Source organism: Gordonia paraffinivorans NBRC 108238 (assembly GCF_000344155.1).
GTDB classification, from domain to species: domain Bacteria; phylum Actinomycetota; class Actinomycetes; order Mycobacteriales; family Mycobacteriaceae; genus Gordonia; species Gordonia paraffinivorans.
The window spans coordinates 156,189-172,408 of sequence record NZ_BAOQ01000001.1 but is presented as its reverse complement, the minus strand read 5'-3'; the positions used below and the strand labels follow the sequence as shown (position 1 = coordinate 172,408).

The window sequence follows — 16,220 nt, the reverse complement described above, 5'->3', positions numbered from 1 at the left end:
GGTGTGTGGCTGGCTGGGGTCGGGGTCAGGTGGTATTCGGGGCGGAGGGTCACCACGGATCGATCGGGTTGACGATGTCGGCGGTGAGCGTCAACACCATGAAGCCGGCCATCACCACCACCGCGGCGTAGGTGATCGGCAGCAGCTTGTAGTAGTCGACGGCCGCGCCGGGCGCGCGCCCGAACCAGCGGCGGACCGTGTCGCGGACCTTCTCGTAGCCCACGATCGCCATGTGGCCCCCGTCGAGCGGGAGGAGCGGGATCAGGTTGAACAGGGCCAGGAAGAAGTTGATGCTGATCAGCAGCATCCAGAACATGTCCCAGAGGCCGCGTTCGACGGCCTGCCCGCCGAGCACCGACGCGCCGTAGACGCTGACCGGGGTGTCGAGCGCGCGCTCGCCACCGGTCACCGCGGTCCACAGCGCGCCGATCTTGCCGGGCAGCGACAGCAGCGCGTTCCAGGTCTCGACGACGAGGTCGCCGGTGAAGCCCAGCGCGCCGGGGACGATGGTGAGCGCGTTGTAGTGCAGGATCGCCGGCGGCGCGTCGTAGGCGATGCCGACCATGTTGTACGAGACGCTCTCGGTGGAGCCGTCGGAACCGGTCGCGGTCACCGTGACCGGCTCCGGCGTCATCGTCAGGTCGAGGCGCTCGTCGCCGCGCTGCACGGTGAGCACCACCGGGCCGGTGGCCTCGCGGATGACCGGGGTCAGGTCGGCGGCCTTGTCGACCGGCGTGCCGTTGACGGCGACGATCTCGTCACCGGGGCGCAGGCCGGCGGCAGCGGCGGGGCCGGGACCGGTGCACGGCGAGTTGGTCTGCTTGCCGTCGGCGATGGTGATCGTCGACGAGACGCACTGGGTGGCGGCCACCTTCGCCGGGGTGGGCGGCGGGCTGAGGTCGGGCAGCCCGAAGGTGAGGCCGACGATGATGATCAGGACGAAGCCGAGGATGAGGTTCTGCGCGGGTCCGGCGAACAGCACGACGAGCCGCTTCCAGGGCTTCTGCTTGTACATCGCCCGGTCCTGCTCGTCGTCGGCGAGTTCCTCGTGCGGGGTCATGCCGGCGATGTCGCAGAACCCGCCGAGCGGGATCGCCTTGATGCCGTACTCGGTCTCGCCGCGGCGCGTCGACCAGAGAGTCGGTCCGAAACCGACGAAGTACCGCCGCACCTTCATGCCGGTCGCCTGGGCGGCCCACATGTGACCACACTCATGCCAGGCGATCGACAGCAACAGCGCCAACGCGAAGAGCGTGACACCGATCGCGAAACTCACGTACTCACTCCATCCGGACCACTGGGTTCGACGGCCTGCGCGCCGATCACGACGAGGCCGCGACCAGCGCGGAAGCGCGTTCGCGAGCCCACCGATCGGCGGCGAAGACCTCTTCCACAGTACCTGGCTCGGCACGCCACTGATCCGCCTCGCCGAGCACCTCGCCGACGATCTCCACGATGCGCGGGAAGCGGATCGCACCGGCGAAGAACCCCTCCGCGGCGGCCTCGTTCGCGGCGTTGTAGACCGCGGTCAGGCTGCCGCCGGCCCGGCCGGCCGCGCGCGCGAGCTCGATGGCCGGGAAGACCTCGTCGTCGACCGGCTCGAAGGTCCACGCCGACGCGGTCGAGAAGTCGCACGCCCGCGACGAGCCGGGCACCCGGTCGGGCCAGCCCAGGGCCAGGGCGATCGGCAGCTTCATCGAGGGCGGCGATGCCTTCGCCACGGTCGCGCCGTCGACGAAGGTGACCATCGAGTGGACGATGGACTGCGGATGGACGGTCACGTCGATGTGGTCGTAGTCGACGTCGAACAGCAGGTGCGCCTCGATGACCTCGAGCGCCTTGTTGACCAGCGTCGCGGAGTTGAGGGTGATCATCGGGCCCATCGACCAGGTCGGGTGCTTGCCGGCCTGCTCGGGGGTGACGTCCTCGAGCTGCTCGCGGGTCCAGCCGCGGAACGGACCGCCCGAGGCGGTGAGGACCAGCCGGTCGACCTCGGCCACGGTGCCGGCGCGCAGGCACTGCGCGATCGCCGAGTGCTCGGAGTCCACCGGCACGATCTGCCCGGGCGCGGCGGCGTCGAGCACCAGCGAGCCGCCCGCCACGAGCGACTCCTTGTTCGCCAGCGCCAGACGTGCGCCGACGCGAAGCGCCGCGAGACTCGGGGCCAGCCCGATCGACCCGACGACCGCGTTGAGGACCACGTCGACGCCGTCGTCGGCGGCGACCGACTCGATGAGGTCGACCATGGCGTCCGGGCCGCCGATCACCGGCGCGTCGAGTCGCCGCGCGAGTTCGGCCGCGCGGGCGGCATCGGCGACAGCCAGTCGCGATGCGGGCACCCCGAAGTCGGCGGCCTGCTGCGCGAGCCGGTCGATGTTGCCGCCACCGGCACCGAGTCCGGCGACGGTGAAACGGTCGGGGTGTTCGGCGATCACCTCGAGCGCCTGGACGCCGATGGAACCGGTAGAGCCGAGGATCAACACACGTGTGGGCACCCACCCATTCTGTCAGCCGTCCCTGTCAGGGCGCCGGATGCACCGTCAGCTCGCCGGATGCGCCTTCCGCCAGTGCTCGGCGATGTCGATGCGGCGAGTGATCCACACGTCGTCGTGCGACTGCACATGGTCGAGGAAGCGCTCGAGCGAGGCCAGCCGCGCCGGACGCCCGACGAGCCGGCAGTGCAGGCCCACCGAGAGCATCTTCGGCGCACCCTCGACCCCCTCCCGGTAGAGCACGTCGAAGGCGTCGCGCAGATGGGCGAAGAACTGCTCGCCGGACGGGAAGCCGCCCGGCGAGGCGAACCGCATGTCGTTGGTGTCGAGTGTGTACGGCACGACCAGGTGGTCGACGAGGTCGTCGCCGCGCGGCACCTTCACCCAGTAGGGCAGGTCGTCGGCGTAGCTGTCGGCGTCGTAGACGAAGCCGCCCTGTTCGACGACGAGCCGCCGCGTGTTGGGCGAATCGCGTCCGGTGTACCAACCGAGGGGGCGCTGCCCGGTGATCTCGGTGAGAAGGTCGATGCCGGCCTGCATGTGCTCGCGCTCGATCTCGGGATCGACGAGCTGATAGTTGAGCCATCGGTAACCGTGGCAGGCGATCTCGTCGCCGCGTTCGACGAAGGCGGCCGCCGCCTCGGGATTGCGGGCCATGGCCTGCGCGACGGCGAAGATCGTCAGCGGCAGGCCGCGACGCTCGAACGTCCGCAGCACGCGCCACACGCCCGCCCGGGACCCGTACTCGTACATGCTCTCCATCGACATGTGCCGGTTCGGGAACGCCTGCGCGCCGATGATCTCCGACAGGAACGTCTCGCTGCCCGGGTCGTTCTCGAGCGGGTTGTTCTCGCCGCCCTCCTCGTAGTTGAGGACGAACTGCACGGCGATCTTCGCCCCGCCCGGCCACTGCGGATCCGGGGGTGTGGCGCCGTAGCCGATCATGTCGCGGGGATAGTCCTCGGTGCGGTAGTCGGCCAGACAACGACCCGGTCCCGGGGTCGGCCGGAACCCGGACGAGGGCTCGTGCGAGGACGCTGAGGAAGCCATGCGCCGAATTGTGTCACCGAATCGCCGACCGGGCAGGGCCCGCGAAAGGGGTGTGCCGCTATGCTGATCGAGAACTACTACCGTTCGTCAGACATCTGACGACCCGCGCTGTGAGGAGTGGCTGTGGCAAGCACCGATGTGGAGCACACCGAGTTCATCGACACCGGCTGGCGTCGCGAGCCCGCTGATGCACCGTCGGCTCGTTTCGGCTGGCACGGAGTGGCCACCAAGACCTTCTACGGCGCCGCGGTGTTCTTCGCCGCCTTCCTGCTGCTGATGATGATCGGCAACCACACCGGCCGCGTGGAGGACATCTACCTCGTCGTGTTCGCCGTGGGCATCCTGGTCCTCGCGATCCGCGGCTGGTGGATGAGCCGCGGCAAGTGGTCCTGATCCACTTCTGATCTCAAGAAAAACGCCGAGCGCGAGCTGCTCGGCGTTTTTCTGCTGTTCGGGAGGTGTCTAGCGCTCCTCGGCCGCGAGCTGCCCGCAGGCGGCCGCGATCTCCTGGCCGCGGGTGTCCCGGACGGTGCACGACACGCCCTTCGCACGCACGCGCCGGACGAATTCGCGTTCCACCGGCTTGGGGCTGGCGTCCCACTCCGAACCCGGGGTCGGGTTGAGCGGAATGAGATTCACGTGCACGAGCGGACCGAGTGCCTTGCGCAGCTTTTCCCCCAGCATGTCCGCACGCCACGGCTGATCGTTGACGTCGCGGATGAGCGCGTACTCGATCGACACGCGGCGCCCGGTCTTGTCGGCGTAGTAGCGGGCCGCCTCGAGCACCTCGGCGACCGACCACCGGTTGTTCACCGGGACCAACGTGTCGCGCAGCTCGTCGTCGGGAGTGTGCAGCGACACCGCGAGCGTGACCGACAGCCCCTCGTCGGCCAGGCGCCGGATCGACGGGGCCAGGCCGACCGTCGACACCGTCACGTGCCGGGCGGAGATGCCCAGGCCGTCGGGCGCCGGCGAGGTGATCTGACGGACCGCGCCGACCACGCGCTTGTAGTTGGCCAACGGCTCCCCCATGCCCATGAACACGACGTTCGACAGGCGTCCCGGCTCACCGAGTTCGCCGTCGCGCAAGGCCCGCGCCGCCGCCCGCACCTGGTCGACGATCTCCGCGGTCGACAGGTTGCGGTCGAGGCCGCCCTGTCCGGTGGCGCAGAACGGGCAGGCCATGCCACATCCGGCCTGGCTGGAGATGCACAGGGTGTTGCGGTCGGTGTAGCGCATCAGGACGCTCTCGAGCAGGGTGCCGTCGTGCAGGCGCCACAGCGTCTTACGGGTGGACCCGTCGTCGCAGGCGATGTGCCGGACCGGCGTCAGCAGCTGCGGGAAGAGCTTGTCCCGCACGCCCGGACGCGCCGACGCGGGCAGGTCGGTCATCTCCTCGACGTCGCCGTTGAGCCGCGAATAGTATTGCCGGGCGAGCTGGTCGGCCCGGAACCTCGGAAGCCCCAGCTCTGCCAACGCCGCCACGCGACCGGCCCGGTCGAGGTCGGCGAAGTGTGTCGGCGGCCGTCCACGTTTCGGCGCGTCGAACACCAGCGGTAATGAGGTCATCTGGTCATTGTCGCATGTCATGATTGACCCATGACGACACCCGATCACCGTCGAGGCGGGGGCGCGGTCCCGCAGTGGGGCTCGCAGGGCGGACACGACCCGCACGCCGAACCACCGGTCCCGGTCTCCGACACGCCCGATCCGGTCGCGGTCGACCACGACCGCCTGCGGCAGACCGTCGCCGAGATCGAGCACACCAAGACCCGGGCCACCTGGTTCGGCGTCATCATCGGCGCGGTGATCCTGGTCCTGCTGCTCGTGTTCATCGTCCAGAACCTGGAGAACCAGAGGATCGAGCTGATCTTCTGGGAGGTCAACCTCCCCCTCGGCGTCAGCCTGCTCATCGCCGCGATCGCGGGCGCGCTGGTCGTCGCCCTGATCGGCGGTCTGCGGATGTTGCAGTTGCGCCGGGCGCTGAAGAAGGCCTCCAGCCTGCCCGATCATCAGTAGCCGACCCGAACGCAGTCCAGAACAGATCAGGCCCGGACACCGTCCGGGCCTGATCTGTTCTGGAAGAGAACCTGTCTCAGAGCAGCGCCGTCAACACCGCCCAGACGACGAACGCCGAGGGCAGCAGGCTGTCGAGGCGGTCCATGATCCCGCCGTGACCGGGCAGCAGGGTGCCCATGTCCTTGATGCCGAGATCCCGCTTGACCTGTGACTCCACCAGGTCGCCGAGCGTGGCGCAGACGACGAGCACCGGTCCGAGGACCAGTCCGATCCACCAGTGGTTGTCGAGCAGCAGCCAGACGCAACCCACCGCGCCGATGGTGCCCACGACCAGCGACCCCGCCAGCCCCTCCCAGGACTTCTTCGGGCTGATCGCCGGGGCCATGGGATGCTTGCCGAACAGCACGCCGGAGGCATAACCGCCCACGTCGGAGCACACCACCACGACCATCAGCGTCGCGACCCGGGCGGCGCCGTCGGGCTGGGTGACGAGGTGGACGCCGAAGGACGCCAGCAACGGCAACCAGGCCAGCACGAACACCGTGAGGGCGAGGTCCTTGAGGTAATTCTCCGGGGCGTTGGAGATGCCCTGCGCCAGCAGCTTCCAGACCATCGACACCAGGACCGTCGCCACGAACGCGATCAGCACCCCGGACGGCCCGTAGGGCCAGCTGATCCACATGACGACCTGGCCGCCGATCAGCAGCGGCCAGGAGGCGACCTTGTATCCCGCATCGCCGAGCCGCTTGGTGACCTCCCAGGTCGCGACCGCGAGAGCGGCCGTCACCAGGACGTACCAGAGCATCGGCGCGAACAGCAGGATCAGGATGATCGCGGCGCCGAGGCCGCCACCGACGGCGATGGCGGCCGGCAGATCACGACCCGCGCGCGACTTCTTCTCCGGGTCGGACGTCTTCTCGCTCACACCTCGAGCAATTCGTTCTCTTTGTGCTTGACGAGCTCGTCGACCTGGGCGACGTAGTTGGCCGTGGTCTTGTCGAGCTCCTTCTCGGCGCGCGTCACCTCGTCCTCGCCGGCCTCGCCGTCCTTCTGGATGCGCTTGAGCTCGTCGACGGCCTTGCGGCGGACGTTGCGGATGGCGACCTTGGCGTCCTCGCCCTTGGCCCTGGCCTGCTTGGCCAGCTCGCGACGACGCTCCTCGGTCAGCTGCGGGATCGCCACGCGGATGATGTTGCCGTCGTTGGTCGGGTTCACGCCGAGGTCGGAGTTGCGGATCGCGGTCTCGATGTCGCGCAGGGTCGACGCCTCGTAGGGCTTGATGACGACGAGGCGCGGCTCGGGCGTGGTGATGGAGGCGACCTGGGTCACCGGGGTCACGGCACCGTAGTACTCGATGTTGATGCCCTTGAACATGGCCGGGTTCGCACGTCCGGTGCGGATGGAGGTCATGTCCTCCCGGGCGACGGAGACAGCCTTCTCCATCTTCTCCTCGGCGTCGAACAACGCGTCGTCGATCATCTTTTCCTTGTTCCGTTCCGTCAGGCCCCCTCGCGGTGGCCGATTGTGGGTGTGGCGGGTCGAACCGGGGACCCTCTAGGTGCTGACCAGCGTGCCGATCCGCTCCCCTGCGACCGCGCGGGCGATGTTCCCCTCTTGGAGCAAATTGAACACCAAGATCGGCATCTTGTTGTCCATACAGAGACTGAAGGCGGTCGCGTCGGCGACCTTGAGTTCCTTGTCGAGCACCTCGCGATGGGTGATCTCGGTGAAGAGCTTGGCGTCGGGGTTGGTGCGGGGATCGGCGTCGTACACTCCGTCGACGGCCTTGGCCATGAGCACGACCTCGGCCTTGATCTCCAGCGCACGCTGCGCGGCGGTGGTGTCGGTGGAGAAGTACGGCATGCCCATGCCGGCGCCGAAGATGACCACGCGCCCCTTCTCCAGGTGACGCTGGGCGCGCAGCGGCAGGTACGGCTCGGCGACCTGGCCCATGGTGATGGCCGTCTGCACGCGGGTGTTGATGCCGCGCTTCTCGAGGAAGTCCTGGAGAGCAAGGCAGTTCATGACCGTGCCGAGCATGCCCATGTAGTCCGACCGCGCGCGGTCGAGGCCGCGCTGCTGCAGTTCGGCGCCGCGGAAAAAGTTGCCCCCGCCGATCACGACGGCCACCTGCACGCCGGAGTTGACGACGTCGGCGATCTGGTCGGCGACCGTTGCGACGACATCGGGATCCAGACCGACCTCGCCGCCGCCGAACATCTCACCACCCAGCTTCAACAGGACTCGCTTGAATCCCGAACGCTCGGTCTTGGTGTTGTCGGATGGCGTCGGGTCGGACGGTTCGCTCATTCGCTTCCTCACTCGTCGGTTCGGTCATCCATGGTACGTCCTCGCCCTCCGCGACCCACGACACGCTCACCCTTCGGCCGATTCCGGGGGACGCACGGACGACTCTCGCCCCGCCTCCACGACGGGAGACGGGGCGAGAGTCGAGTCTCTTTCCGGCAGAACCGGATCGATGGGTCAGGCCTGGCCGACCTCGAAGCGGGTGAAGCCCTTGACGGTCACTCCGGCCTCGTCGAGCAGGGCCTTGACGGTCTTCTTGGAGTCCTGCACCGACGGCTGGTCGAGCAGCACGACGTCCTTGTAGAAGCCGTTGACGCGACCCTCCACGATCTTGGGCAGCGCCTTCTCCGGCTTGCCCTCGGCCTTGGCGGTCTCCTCGGCGATGCGACGCTCGTTCTCCACTACGTCGGCCGGAACCTCTTCGCGGGTGGCGTACTTGGCCTTCAGCGCGGCGACCTGCATGGCGGCGTTGCGGGCGGCCTCCTCGGCGGCCTCGCCCTCGCCGTCGTAGGACACCAGCACACCGACGGCCGGCGGGAGATCCGAGGCCCGCTTGTGCAGGTACACGGCGACCGGGCCGTCGTAGTAGGCGACGCGACGCAGTTCGAGCTTCTCGCCGATCTTGGCCGAGAGGGCCGCGACGGCGTCGGCGACGGTGCCGTCACCGAGAGCAGCCTTCTTCAGCTCCTCGACGTCGTTGGTCTTGACCTGCGCGGCGACGGTGACGATGTCCTCGGCGAGCTTTTGGAACTCGTCGTTCTTGGCGACGAAGTCGGTCTCCGAGTTGATCTCGATCAGGGCACCGTCCTTGGCGGCGACCAGGCCCTCGGCAGTGGAGCGCTCGGCACGCTTGCCCACGTCCTTGGCACCCTTGATGCGCAGCTCCTCGACGGCCTTGTCGAAATCGCCGTCGTTGTTGGCCAGCGCGTTCTTGCAGTCCAGCATTCCAGAGCCGGTGAGCTCACGGAGACGCTTCACATCGGCTGCGGTGTAGTTCGCCATCGTTGGCGAGCCTCCTTCGGAAAGAGTGTGGTGGAGTTGCCCGGGCCGGGTGTTACTGGGCGGCCTGGTCGGTCGCGGCGTTCTCGCCGGCCGGTGCAGCAGCCTGGGTCAGCAGTTCCTGCTCCCACTCGGCGAGCGGCTCGGCGGCGCCGGCCTCCGGCTTGGCGTCGCCACCGGCGGCACCGGCGCGGGCCTGCAGGCCCTCGGCCACGGCCGAGGCGATGACGCGGGTGAGCAGAGCGGCGCTGCGGATGGCGTCGTCGTTGCCCGGGATCGGGTAGTCGACGAGATCCGGGTCGCAGTTGGTGTCCAGGATCGCGATGACCGGGATGTTCAGCTTGCGGGCCTCACCGACGGCGATGTGCTCCTTGTTGGTGTCGACGACCCAGATGGCCGACGGAACCTTGGCCATGTCCCGGATGCCGCCGAGCGTGCGCTCGAGCTTGTTCTTCTCGCGGGTCAGCATCAGGACTTCCTTCTTGGTGCGACCCTCGAAGCCACCGGTCTGCTCCATGGTCTCGAGCTCCTTCAGGCGCTGCAGGCGCTTGTGGACGGTCGAGAAGTTGGTGAGCATGCCACCGAGCCAACGCTGGTTGACGTACGGCATGCCGACGCGGGTGGCCTCTGCGGCGATCGATTCCTGAGCCTGTTTCTTGGTGCCGACGAACAGGATGGTGCCGCCGTGGGCGACGGTCTCCTTGACGAACTCGTAGGCCTTGTCGATGTAGGTCAGCGTCTGCTGCAGATCGATGATGTAGATGCCGTTGCGGTCGGTGAAGATGAACCGCTTCATCTTCGGGTTCCAACGGCGGGTCTGGTGCCCGAAGTGTGCGCCGCTGTCAAGCAGCTGCTTCATGGTCACGACAGCCATGATTGTTCCTTTGTCTCGCAGTTGTCCGTCGGCACCGGTCGGTGCCGACCCTGGCGCCTGCCGCCGGGTGTCACCCAGACCGGCCGTGGAGACCGTGCCCGGGACCGCCCACTCGGCGTGTGTTCGCAGGCGCGCGAAGTCACCCCGTCAGAAATCGACGAGGTGCGCAGAGGAGTTTACGCCCGCGACCTGCGAGAACCAAAACGCTTGGTCCCCGCGCGGGCCCGATGGATCCGGACGACGACCCGGCGCGTCCAAGAGACATGCCGCCGGTCGTTCGTCATGTGCTCGTCGTGCTCGTCGCCCTGGTCTGCGTCCCCTCGCCCACAGCGGGCGCACAGGCGCTCCGCCATTCTCCCCCGCTGCCTCCGAAACCGGTGGTGGTGACCGGTTTCGACGCCCCGGAGAAGCGATGGCTGCCCGGCCACCGCGGGGTCGACCTGGCGGCCGCGCCGGGCACCCCGGTCACGGCGTCGGGGGCCGGGCGGGTGCGGTTCGCCGGCGACGTCGCCGGGCGCGGTGTCGTGTCGATCGCCCACCCCGACGGGATCATCACGACGTACGAGCCGGTGAGGGCGTCGGTCGCCCGGGGCGGGCACGTGTCCCGCGGCGAGGTGATCGGCACCGTGGTGGCCGGACACCCGGGATGTCCCGCGGTGGCCTGCCTGCACTGGGGCGCGCGGCGCGGCAGCGGTCGCGAGGCGGCATACCTCGACCCGTTGGGACTGCTGGGCGCCGTCCGGGTGCGCTTGCTCCCCGTGGACGGGTCTCGATCCCCGGCCGCCGATCGACGCGGTGACCTCACGCTCGTGGATGGGCCTGCCGATGAACCGCACGAAGGCGTTCGACGCTGACGTGCGTGTAGATCTGCGTGGTCGCGAGCGACGAGTGTCCCAGCAGTTCCTGGACGACGCGTAGGTCGGCGCCACCCTCGAGGAGATGGGTGGCCGCGCTGTGGCGCAGCCCGTGCGGCCCCATCGCCGGGCCACCGGCCGCCTCCACCGCGTGCGACACGACGCTTCGAGCCATGCGCTGATCGAGTCGCCGGCCGCGTGCGCCGAGGAGCAGCGCGGGACCCGATTCCGCGATGGCCAGTCGCGGCCGTCCCCGCCGCAGCCAGTCGTCGAGGGCGCGGGCGGCCGGATCGCCGTAGGGCACCGACCGTTCCTTGTCCCCCTTGCCGATGACCCGCAGGATGCGCCGCCCGGTGTCGACGTCGTCGACGTCGAGTCCACACAGCTCGCCGACGCGGATGCCGCTGGCGTAGAGGAGTTCGACGATCAGGCGGTCGCGCAGGGCGATCGGGTCGTCGGGGTCCCGTTCGGCGGTCGTGGCCGCGATCGCGGCGTCTGCCTGTTCCGGCGCCAGCACCGCGGGCAGTGTCCGGTGTGCCTTGGGCGCCTTGAGTCGCTGGGACGGGTCGGTCGCCATGATCCCCTCGCGAACGGCCCACGCGCAGAACGTCTTCGCCGCGGAGACCTGCCGGGCGATCGTGGTGCGGGCGGCTCCGCGCCGGGTCAGCTCGGCGAGCCAGGACCGCAGCAGCGCAAGGTCGATGTCGGACGCCGCGACGCCGCGTGCGCCGGCGAACGACAGCAACGCCCGGGCGCCGCCGACGTAGGCGCGGACGGTGTGTTCGCTGCGCCCCATCTCCAGGCGCAGGTGGTCGGCGAAGTCGTCGAGCATGCCCGTCAGCACAGCGCGCGCGGGACGGCCGTGCAACCGCACACGCGCATCGTGGCCGGATCGATGCTCAGGCTCCCGCTTTCGCCCCCTCCTCGGCGGCGCGGAGCTCCGCCTTCCACTTCCGGAAGCCCTCCTCGGTCCGGCCGCGGCGCCAGTACCCCGAGATCGACGCGTTGGCGGCGCTCACGCCGCGCTCCTTGCGGATGTAGGGACGCAGGTTCTGCATCACGGCCTGCGCCTCGCCGTGGATGAACACGTGCGGCTCGCCGTCGAGCCACTCGGCCGCGCGGACGGCCGCGATGAGCGGCGCGTTGTCCCCGGCCAGCGAGTCGTCGACCTCCCCCGCCGGTCCGCCGCGGTGCACCCAGGTGATCTCGGCACCGGGCGGGGCGATGAGGTCGAGCTCGTCCTCGGGGCCGGCGACCTCGATGAACACCTTCGCGACCGCATCGTCGGGCAGCGCCTCGAGCGCCGCGGCGACGGCCGGCAGGCCCGCCTCATCGGAGGCGAGCAGGTGCCACGGCGCGTCACCCCGCGGCCGGTAGCCGCTCCCCGGTCCGACGAACCGGACAGTCGTGCCGGGCTCGACGGTTTTCGCCCACGGACCGGCGATGCCCTCGTCGCCGTGGACGACGAAGTCGACGAGGATCTCACGCTTCGCCGCGTCGACGCGGCGCACGGTGTAGGTCCGCAGGATCGGCTGCTGTTCGGGCGGGAGCGTGCTGCGCAGTTCCTGCAGGTCGAACGGCTCGGGATAGCCGACACCCTCCGGCGCGAAGACGAACTTCACGTACATGTCGGTGTCGTGATCGTCGGATGACCCGAGCCCGACCCAGAAATCGTCGAAGCCGTCGCCGCCGAGGTACAGGCGCACGAAGTGGGGGCTGATCTGCTCGCGGCGGAGAACCGTCATCGTGTTGACACGCTTGGCCATGCAAACACCCTACGCCTGACGGTTAGGCGCCCCTAAGTTCGGCACCGTGCCGACCCGGCACCGGCCGCACGGGCCGACCCGCGGTCGGTACCGCGACGCCGACGCGTCGGCCGCCGGAGACATGAAACGAATCCAGGCGGCGTCGGCGACATAGCCCGAGATCACCCGGATGCCAGCCGCCATTGCCCGGCGACGTTCTCGACGAGGCCACCGACTTCCAGCCGCGCCAGCGCCGTGCGCGCCGCGCCGATCTCGAGCCCGGCGGCGAAGGCGATCTCCTCGATGGTCACGCCGCCTCGGGCCGGGATGGCGTCGTGGACTCGGAGCTCGTCCTCGCTGAGTCCGTCGGTGGGTTTGGTCCGGCCGCGACCCACGTCTCCCCCGCCGTCCGGCCGCACGAGCGCCACCACGGACGCCACATCGGAGACGAGCACGGCGAGTCCGTCGGCGATCATCCGGTGGCACCCCACCGAGGTCGCGGACGTCACCGGCCCGGGCACCGCGCCGAGGGGTCGGCCGAGTTTGCGGGCCCACGCCGCGGTGTTGGCGGCGCCGGAACGCCGACCCGCCTCGACGACGACGGTCCCGCCCGACAGGGACGCCACGAGCCGGTTTCGGGTGAGGAACCGGTGTCTGGCCGCGGTCGTCCCGGGCGGGTACTCGCTGATCACCGCCCCCGTGCGGGCGATCTCGCCGAGGAGTGCCGAGTGCGCCGCCGGGTAGTCGCGGTCGATCCCGCACGCCATCACGGCCGCGGTCACACCCCCGCTCCTCACGACCGCCTTGTGCGCGGCGCCGTCGACGCCGAAGGCGCCGCCGGAGATCACCGTGAACCCCTCCCCTGCCAGACCAGCGGCGAGCAGTCCGGTGACGTGTGCGCCGTACGGCGATGCCGCGCGCGAACCGATGAGGGCCACCGAGTCCGTGACGAGTTCGTCGAGCCTCGCCGGACCGCGCACCCACAGCGCCAGTGGCGCGCCTCCGCGGGCGGCGGTGTCGGCCTGACTCAGGGCGAGGAGTGACCAGGCGGGCCACTCCGCGTCCGAGCGGGTGACCAGTCGTGCGCCCACCGCGGCTGCGGCGTCGAGATCAGCTGTCGCGCAGTCGGCATCGTGCCGGGCGGCGGTCGCGGGGAGTACCGCCCCGAATCCGTCGGGAACCGAGCGTCGCCGGATGGCCGAGGCGGCGTCGACCGGCCCGATCGCGTCGACGAGGGCGATCACCGCCGCACACGGCGGTTCGGCGACCCGCGCGAGGTAGGCCCAGGCCATGAGTTCGGCGGGGTATGTCGCGCTCACCAGCTCGCTCCCCGGTCGCGGTACAGGAGCGCTTGTGCCACATCGTCTTCGACGGGCCGCTCGGCGCCGCGCAGGTCGCACAGCGTCCAGGCGAGACGAAGAGCGCGGTCTGCTCCGCGCGCGGTGACGCGGCCGTCGCGCAGGAACAGTTCGATGGGGCGCAGCACCTCCGGCGGCAGTGGGAACTTCTGCCGCAGAGCCGAGCCGGGGACCTCGGCGTTGGTGCGCCAACCGAATTCGGACCAGCGTTCGACCGCCGCCGCGCGTGCCGCGGTGACCCGCGTCCGGACCTCGGCGCTCGATTCCCCCGACCCGCTCATGAGGGCCGTGTTACCGGGCGGATCCATGCGCACGCGGATGTCGACCCGGTCCATGAGCGGGCCCGACAGCTTCCCGAGGTAGCGGCGTCGTACGACGGCGCTGCAGACGCAGTCGACATCGTGCGCGGGCGCGCACGGGCACGGGTTCGCCGCGAGGATCAGCTGGAATCGGGCGGGATACGTGGCGACGCCGTCGCGTCGGGGGACGCGGACCTCCCCGTCCTCGAGGGGTTCCCGAAGTGATTCCAGCACGTGGCTGCCCATCTCGGCGCACTCGTCCAGGAACAGCACGCCTCGATGCGCTTTGGAGACCGCACCCGGCCGGGCGAATCCTGTTCCGCCGCCGAGCAGTGCGGTGGTCGACGAGCTGTGGTGCGGTGCGACGAACGGCGGCTCGGTGATGAGCGGGCGTCCCGGGGACAGCTCTCCCACCAGCGAGTGGATGGCCGTCACCTCGAGTGAGTCCTCGAGCCCGAGCGGTGGCAGGATGCCCGGCAACCGTCGGGCGAGCATGGTCTTGCCGATGCCTGGCGGCCCGGTCATGAGGACGTGATGCGCTCCGGCCGCGGCGATCTCGAGTGCGTAGCGCGCCTCGTGCTGGCCGACGACATCGGCCATGTCGGGCACCGGCGGCGCCTGGGTGACCGGCGCCGCGTGCACCGTGTCGAGTACGTGGTCGCCCTCGAGCCAACGCGTCACCTCGCCGAGGTCCGACGCGCCGCCGACGTCCATTCCCTCGACCAGAGCCGCCTCCGCGATCGTCTCGATGGGGACGACCGCTCGCCGGTACCCCGCCTGGCGCGCCGCGATCACCGCGGGCAGCACCCCACGGATCGGCCGGAGCCTGCCGTCGAGACCGAGCTCACCGAGGAAGACCGTCGACGCGAGCATCTCGGAGGCGACCTGGTCGGTGGCGGCCAGGATCGCCACCGCCATGGCGAGATCGAATCCGGAACCCACCTTCGGCATGTCGGCCGGCGACAGCGCCACCGTCACCTTCAGCTCCGGGAAGCTGAGCCCCGAGTTCCGGATCGCCGCACGCACCCGATCACGTGCCTCGCGCACCGACGCGTCCGGGTTTCCGGTCACCGAGAACCCGGGCAACCCCGAACTGATGCTCGCCTGCACGTCGACGACGCGCGCGGCAAAGGCGTTGAGCCCCACCGCCTGTGTTTGCCCCAACATGGGGACAGCATGGGTGAGGACGACGACTCCGACCCTCACCCACCGGTCGGCGGGACCGGATCTGTGGATGGTTCACGGGTTGTCCACGACATGTCGCCGAGAGGGACCGGACGAGTGTCGGCGTCGATGTCGCAGGCGACATCGATCCGCCGATGCGACCTCGATTGATGTCGCCGACTCCGCATTCGTACGCATGCGACAGAAATCGGGATGGTGCCCTGTGCAGCCCGGGTTTCGCACTCCGGCACCGATGCTCACGTCGCCGTTCACCACCGTCACCGGCACCGCAAGACGCGGGCACGCCCGTGTCTCGAGATCCGGGAAGGCCCTGCCCCCTGAGTATGGTGTGGTGCGAGGGACGGGAGACGACACAGATGAGCATGCAGACGGCGGCCGGGACCGTCGACGACGGAACCTTCGACACAACCTTCGTCGACGATCTCGACCGACTCTTCCGCTGGCGGCGTGACGTCCGCCGGTTCAGTCGCGAGCCTCTCCCCGCCCACCTCCTCCCCGAGATCCTCGAGGCCGCCGAACTGTCGCCGTCGGTCGGCAACAGCCAACCCTGGCGGTGGGTCGAGGTGCAGACGACCACCGCCCGAGAAGTCGTGCGCGACAGCTTCATCCGCTGCAATTCGCAGGCACTCGACGGCTACTCGGGCGAGCGCGCGCAGCTGTACTCGTCGTTGAAACTCGCCGGACTCGACGACGCACCGGTTCATCTGGCCGTCTTCTGCGACCCCGAACCCGCCCAGGGCCACGGGCTCGGCCGCCAGACCGTCCCGGAGACCCTCGAATATTCGGTGGTCGCGGCGATCACGACCATGTGGCTCGCCGCCCGTGCCCGCGGCGTCGGCGTCGGCTGGGTGTCCATCCTCGACCCCGACGAGGTGACCGCGGCACTCGGTGTCCCACCGCGCTGGAAGCTGGTCGCCTACCTGTGCATCGGCTACCCGGAGCGAGAGAGCGACATCCCCGAACTCGAACGAGTCGGCTGGCAATCGCGCACAGACGCCGAGTCGCGCCATCTCATCCGCTGACACCGGATCGTGACCC

The 16,220-nt window shown here is 69.7% G+C and carries 17 protein-coding genes; 4 read left to right on the top strand and 13 right to left on the bottom strand.

What is annotated here, in order from left to right; translation table 11 throughout:
- Positions 1-49 precede the first annotated feature (49 nt).
- Genes GP2_RS00775 through puuE form a run of 3 tightly spaced genes read right to left on the bottom strand, consistent with a single transcriptional unit; the run spans position 50 to position 3,542 of the window.
- Entirely contained in the window at positions 50-1,276 is a 1,227-nt protein-coding gene (locus GP2_RS00775) for a M50 family metallopeptidase (RefSeq protein ID WP_006898531.1), read from the bottom strand.
- A gap of 46 nt (positions 1,277-1,322) precedes the next feature.
- Entirely contained in the window at positions 1,323-2,495 is a 1,173-nt protein-coding gene (dxr, locus tag GP2_RS00770; protein ID WP_006898530.1) for a 1-deoxy-D-xylulose-5-phosphate reductoisomerase, read from the bottom strand.
- Between the two features lie 45 nt (positions 2,496-2,540).
- Positions 2,541-3,542, bottom strand: a complete 1,002-nt coding sequence (gene puuE / locus GP2_RS00765) for an allantoinase PuuE (RefSeq protein WP_006898529.1) — start codon at positions 3,540-3,542, stop codon at positions 2,541-2,543.
- Positions 3,543-3,665: 123 nt separating this feature from the next.
- Here puuE and GP2_RS00760 point away from each other — a divergent pair, with 123 nt between their 5' ends.
- The gene (locus GP2_RS00760; protein WP_006898527.1) at positions 3,666-3,935 is read left to right on the top strand and encodes a DUF2631 domain-containing protein; all 270 of its coding nucleotides are present in this window, start codon (positions 3,666-3,668) and stop codon (positions 3,933-3,935) included.
- Between the two features lie 69 nt (positions 3,936-4,004).
- Here the strand turns inward: GP2_RS00760 and rlmN are convergent, their stop codons facing one another.
- Positions 4,005-5,111, bottom strand: a complete 1,107-nt coding sequence (gene rlmN, locus GP2_RS00755) for a dual-specificity RNA methyltransferase RlmN (protein ID WP_006898526.1) — start codon at positions 5,109-5,111, stop codon at positions 4,005-4,007.
- A 30-nt stretch (positions 5,112-5,141) separates the two neighbouring features.
- Between rlmN and GP2_RS00750 the strand changes: the two genes are divergently transcribed.
- Positions 5,142-5,561, top strand: coding sequence for a LapA family protein (locus tag GP2_RS00750; protein ID WP_006898525.1), 420 nt, complete (start codon positions 5,142-5,144; stop codon positions 5,559-5,561).
- 76 nt (positions 5,562-5,637) lie between these two features.
- Here GP2_RS00750 and GP2_RS00745 read toward each other — a convergent pair whose 3' ends face one another.
- The 5 genes from GP2_RS00745 to rpsB all read right to left on the bottom strand — a co-directional run bounded on the left by GP2_RS00745 (position 5,638) and on the right by rpsB (position 9,741).
- Positions 5,638-6,486 (bottom strand): phosphatidate cytidylyltransferase, encoded by an 849-nt coding sequence (locus tag GP2_RS00745; protein ID WP_006898524.1) that lies wholly within the window; start codon positions 6,484-6,486, stop codon positions 5,638-5,640.
- A complete protein-coding gene (gene frr / locus GP2_RS00740; RefSeq protein ID WP_006898523.1) occupies positions 6,483-7,040 on the bottom strand; it encodes a ribosome recycling factor in 558 nt (185 codons plus the stop codon). The genes GP2_RS00745 and frr overlap by 4 nt, the downstream gene beginning before the upstream one ends.
- Positions 7,041-7,115: 75 nt before the next feature.
- Entirely contained in the window at positions 7,116-7,871 is a 756-nt protein-coding gene (gene pyrH, locus GP2_RS00735) for a UMP kinase (RefSeq protein WP_006898522.1), read from the bottom strand.
- A gap of 174 nt (positions 7,872-8,045) precedes the next feature.
- Positions 8,046-8,870: a translation elongation factor Ts gene (tsf, locus tag GP2_RS00730; RefSeq protein WP_006898521.1), complete on the bottom strand. Its 825-nt coding sequence runs from the start codon at positions 8,868-8,870 to the stop codon at positions 8,046-8,048.
- 52 nt (positions 8,871-8,922) lie between these two features.
- The gene (gene rpsB, locus GP2_RS00725) at positions 8,923-9,741 is read right to left on the bottom strand and encodes a 30S ribosomal protein S2 (protein WP_006898519.1); all 819 of its coding nucleotides are present in this window, start codon (positions 9,739-9,741) and stop codon (positions 8,923-8,925) included.
- 263 nt (positions 9,742-10,004) lie between these two features.
- On the opposite strand from rpsB, the gene GP2_RS00720 reads away from it, so the two are divergent.
- Positions 10,005-10,595, top strand: a complete 591-nt coding sequence (locus GP2_RS00720) for a M23 family metallopeptidase (RefSeq protein ID WP_083900162.1) — start codon at positions 10,005-10,007, stop codon at positions 10,593-10,595.
- On the opposite strand, the gene GP2_RS00715 is transcribed toward GP2_RS00720, so the two are convergent.
- The 4 genes from GP2_RS00715 to GP2_RS00700 form a co-directional block, all read right to left on the bottom strand.
- Positions 10,543-11,427, bottom strand: coding sequence for a tyrosine recombinase XerC (locus GP2_RS00715; protein ID WP_040526153.1), 885 nt, complete (start codon positions 11,425-11,427; stop codon positions 10,543-10,545). The genes GP2_RS00720 and GP2_RS00715 overlap by 53 nt on opposite strands.
- 67 nt (positions 11,428-11,494) lie before the next feature.
- Positions 11,495-12,361 carry a siderophore-interacting protein gene (locus GP2_RS00710; protein WP_006898516.1) on the bottom strand — a complete coding sequence of 289 codons (867 nt, stop codon included), beginning with the start codon at positions 12,359-12,361 and terminating at the stop codon, positions 11,495-11,497.
- 161 nt (positions 12,362-12,522) lie between these two features.
- Positions 12,523-13,632, bottom strand: coding sequence for a DNA-processing protein DprA (dprA, locus tag GP2_RS00705; RefSeq protein ID WP_006898515.1), 1,110 nt, complete (start codon positions 13,630-13,632; stop codon positions 12,523-12,525).
- A gap of 23 nt (positions 13,633-13,655) precedes the next feature.
- A complete protein-coding gene (locus GP2_RS00700) occupies positions 13,656-15,164 on the bottom strand; it encodes a YifB family Mg chelatase-like AAA ATPase (RefSeq protein WP_006898514.1) in 1,509 nt (502 codons plus the stop codon).
- Positions 15,165-15,544: 380 nt separating this feature from the next.
- Here GP2_RS00700 and bluB point away from each other — a divergent pair, with 380 nt between their 5' ends.
- Entirely contained in the window at positions 15,545-16,204 is a 660-nt protein-coding gene (gene bluB / locus GP2_RS00695; protein WP_040526151.1) for a 5,6-dimethylbenzimidazole synthase, read from the top strand.
- The last annotated feature ends 16 nt before the right edge of the window (positions 16,205-16,220 follow it).

Coding starts and splice junctions, on each gene's coding strand:
- puuE (WP_006898529.1), bottom strand. CDS start 3,542: ATGGCTTCCTCAGCGTCCTCGCACGAGCCCTCGTCCGGGTTCCGGCCG.
- rlmN (WP_006898526.1), bottom strand. CDS start 5,111: ATGACCTCATTACCGCTGGTGTTCGACGCGCCGAAACGTGGACGGCCG.
- GP2_RS00750 (WP_006898525.1), top strand. CDS start 5,142: ATGACGACACCCGATCACCGTCGAGGCGGGGGCGCGGTCCCGCAGTGG.
- frr (WP_006898523.1), bottom strand. CDS start 7,040: ATGATCGACGACGCGTTGTTCGACGCCGAGGAGAAGATGGAGAAGGCT.
- pyrH (WP_006898522.1), bottom strand. CDS start 7,871: ATGAGCGAACCGTCCGACCCGACGCCATCCGACAACACCAAGACCGAG.
- tsf (WP_006898521.1), bottom strand. CDS start 8,870: ATGGCGAACTACACCGCAGCCGATGTGAAGCGTCTCCGTGAGCTCACC.
- rpsB (WP_006898519.1), bottom strand. CDS start 9,741: ATGGCTGTCGTGACCATGAAGCAGCTGCTTGACAGCGGCGCACACTTC.
- GP2_RS00720 (WP_083900162.1), top strand. CDS start 10,005: ATGCCGCCGGTCGTTCGTCATGTGCTCGTCGTGCTCGTCGCCCTGGTC.
- GP2_RS00715 (WP_040526153.1), bottom strand. CDS start 11,427: ATGCTCGACGACTTCGCCGACCACCTGCGCCTGGAGATGGGGCGCAGC.
- GP2_RS00710 (WP_006898516.1), bottom strand. CDS start 12,361: ATGGCCAAGCGTGTCAACACGATGACGGTTCTCCGCCGCGAGCAGATC.
- dprA (WP_006898515.1), bottom strand. CDS start 13,632: ATGGCCTGGGCCTACCTCGCGCGGGTCGCCGAACCGCCGTGTGCGGCG.
- GP2_RS00700 (WP_006898514.1), bottom strand. CDS start 15,164: ATGTTGGGGCAAACACAGGCGGTGGGGCTCAACGCCTTTGCCGCGCGC.
- bluB (WP_040526151.1), top strand. CDS start 15,545: ATGCAGACGGCGGCCGGGACCGTCGACGACGGAACCTTCGACACAACC.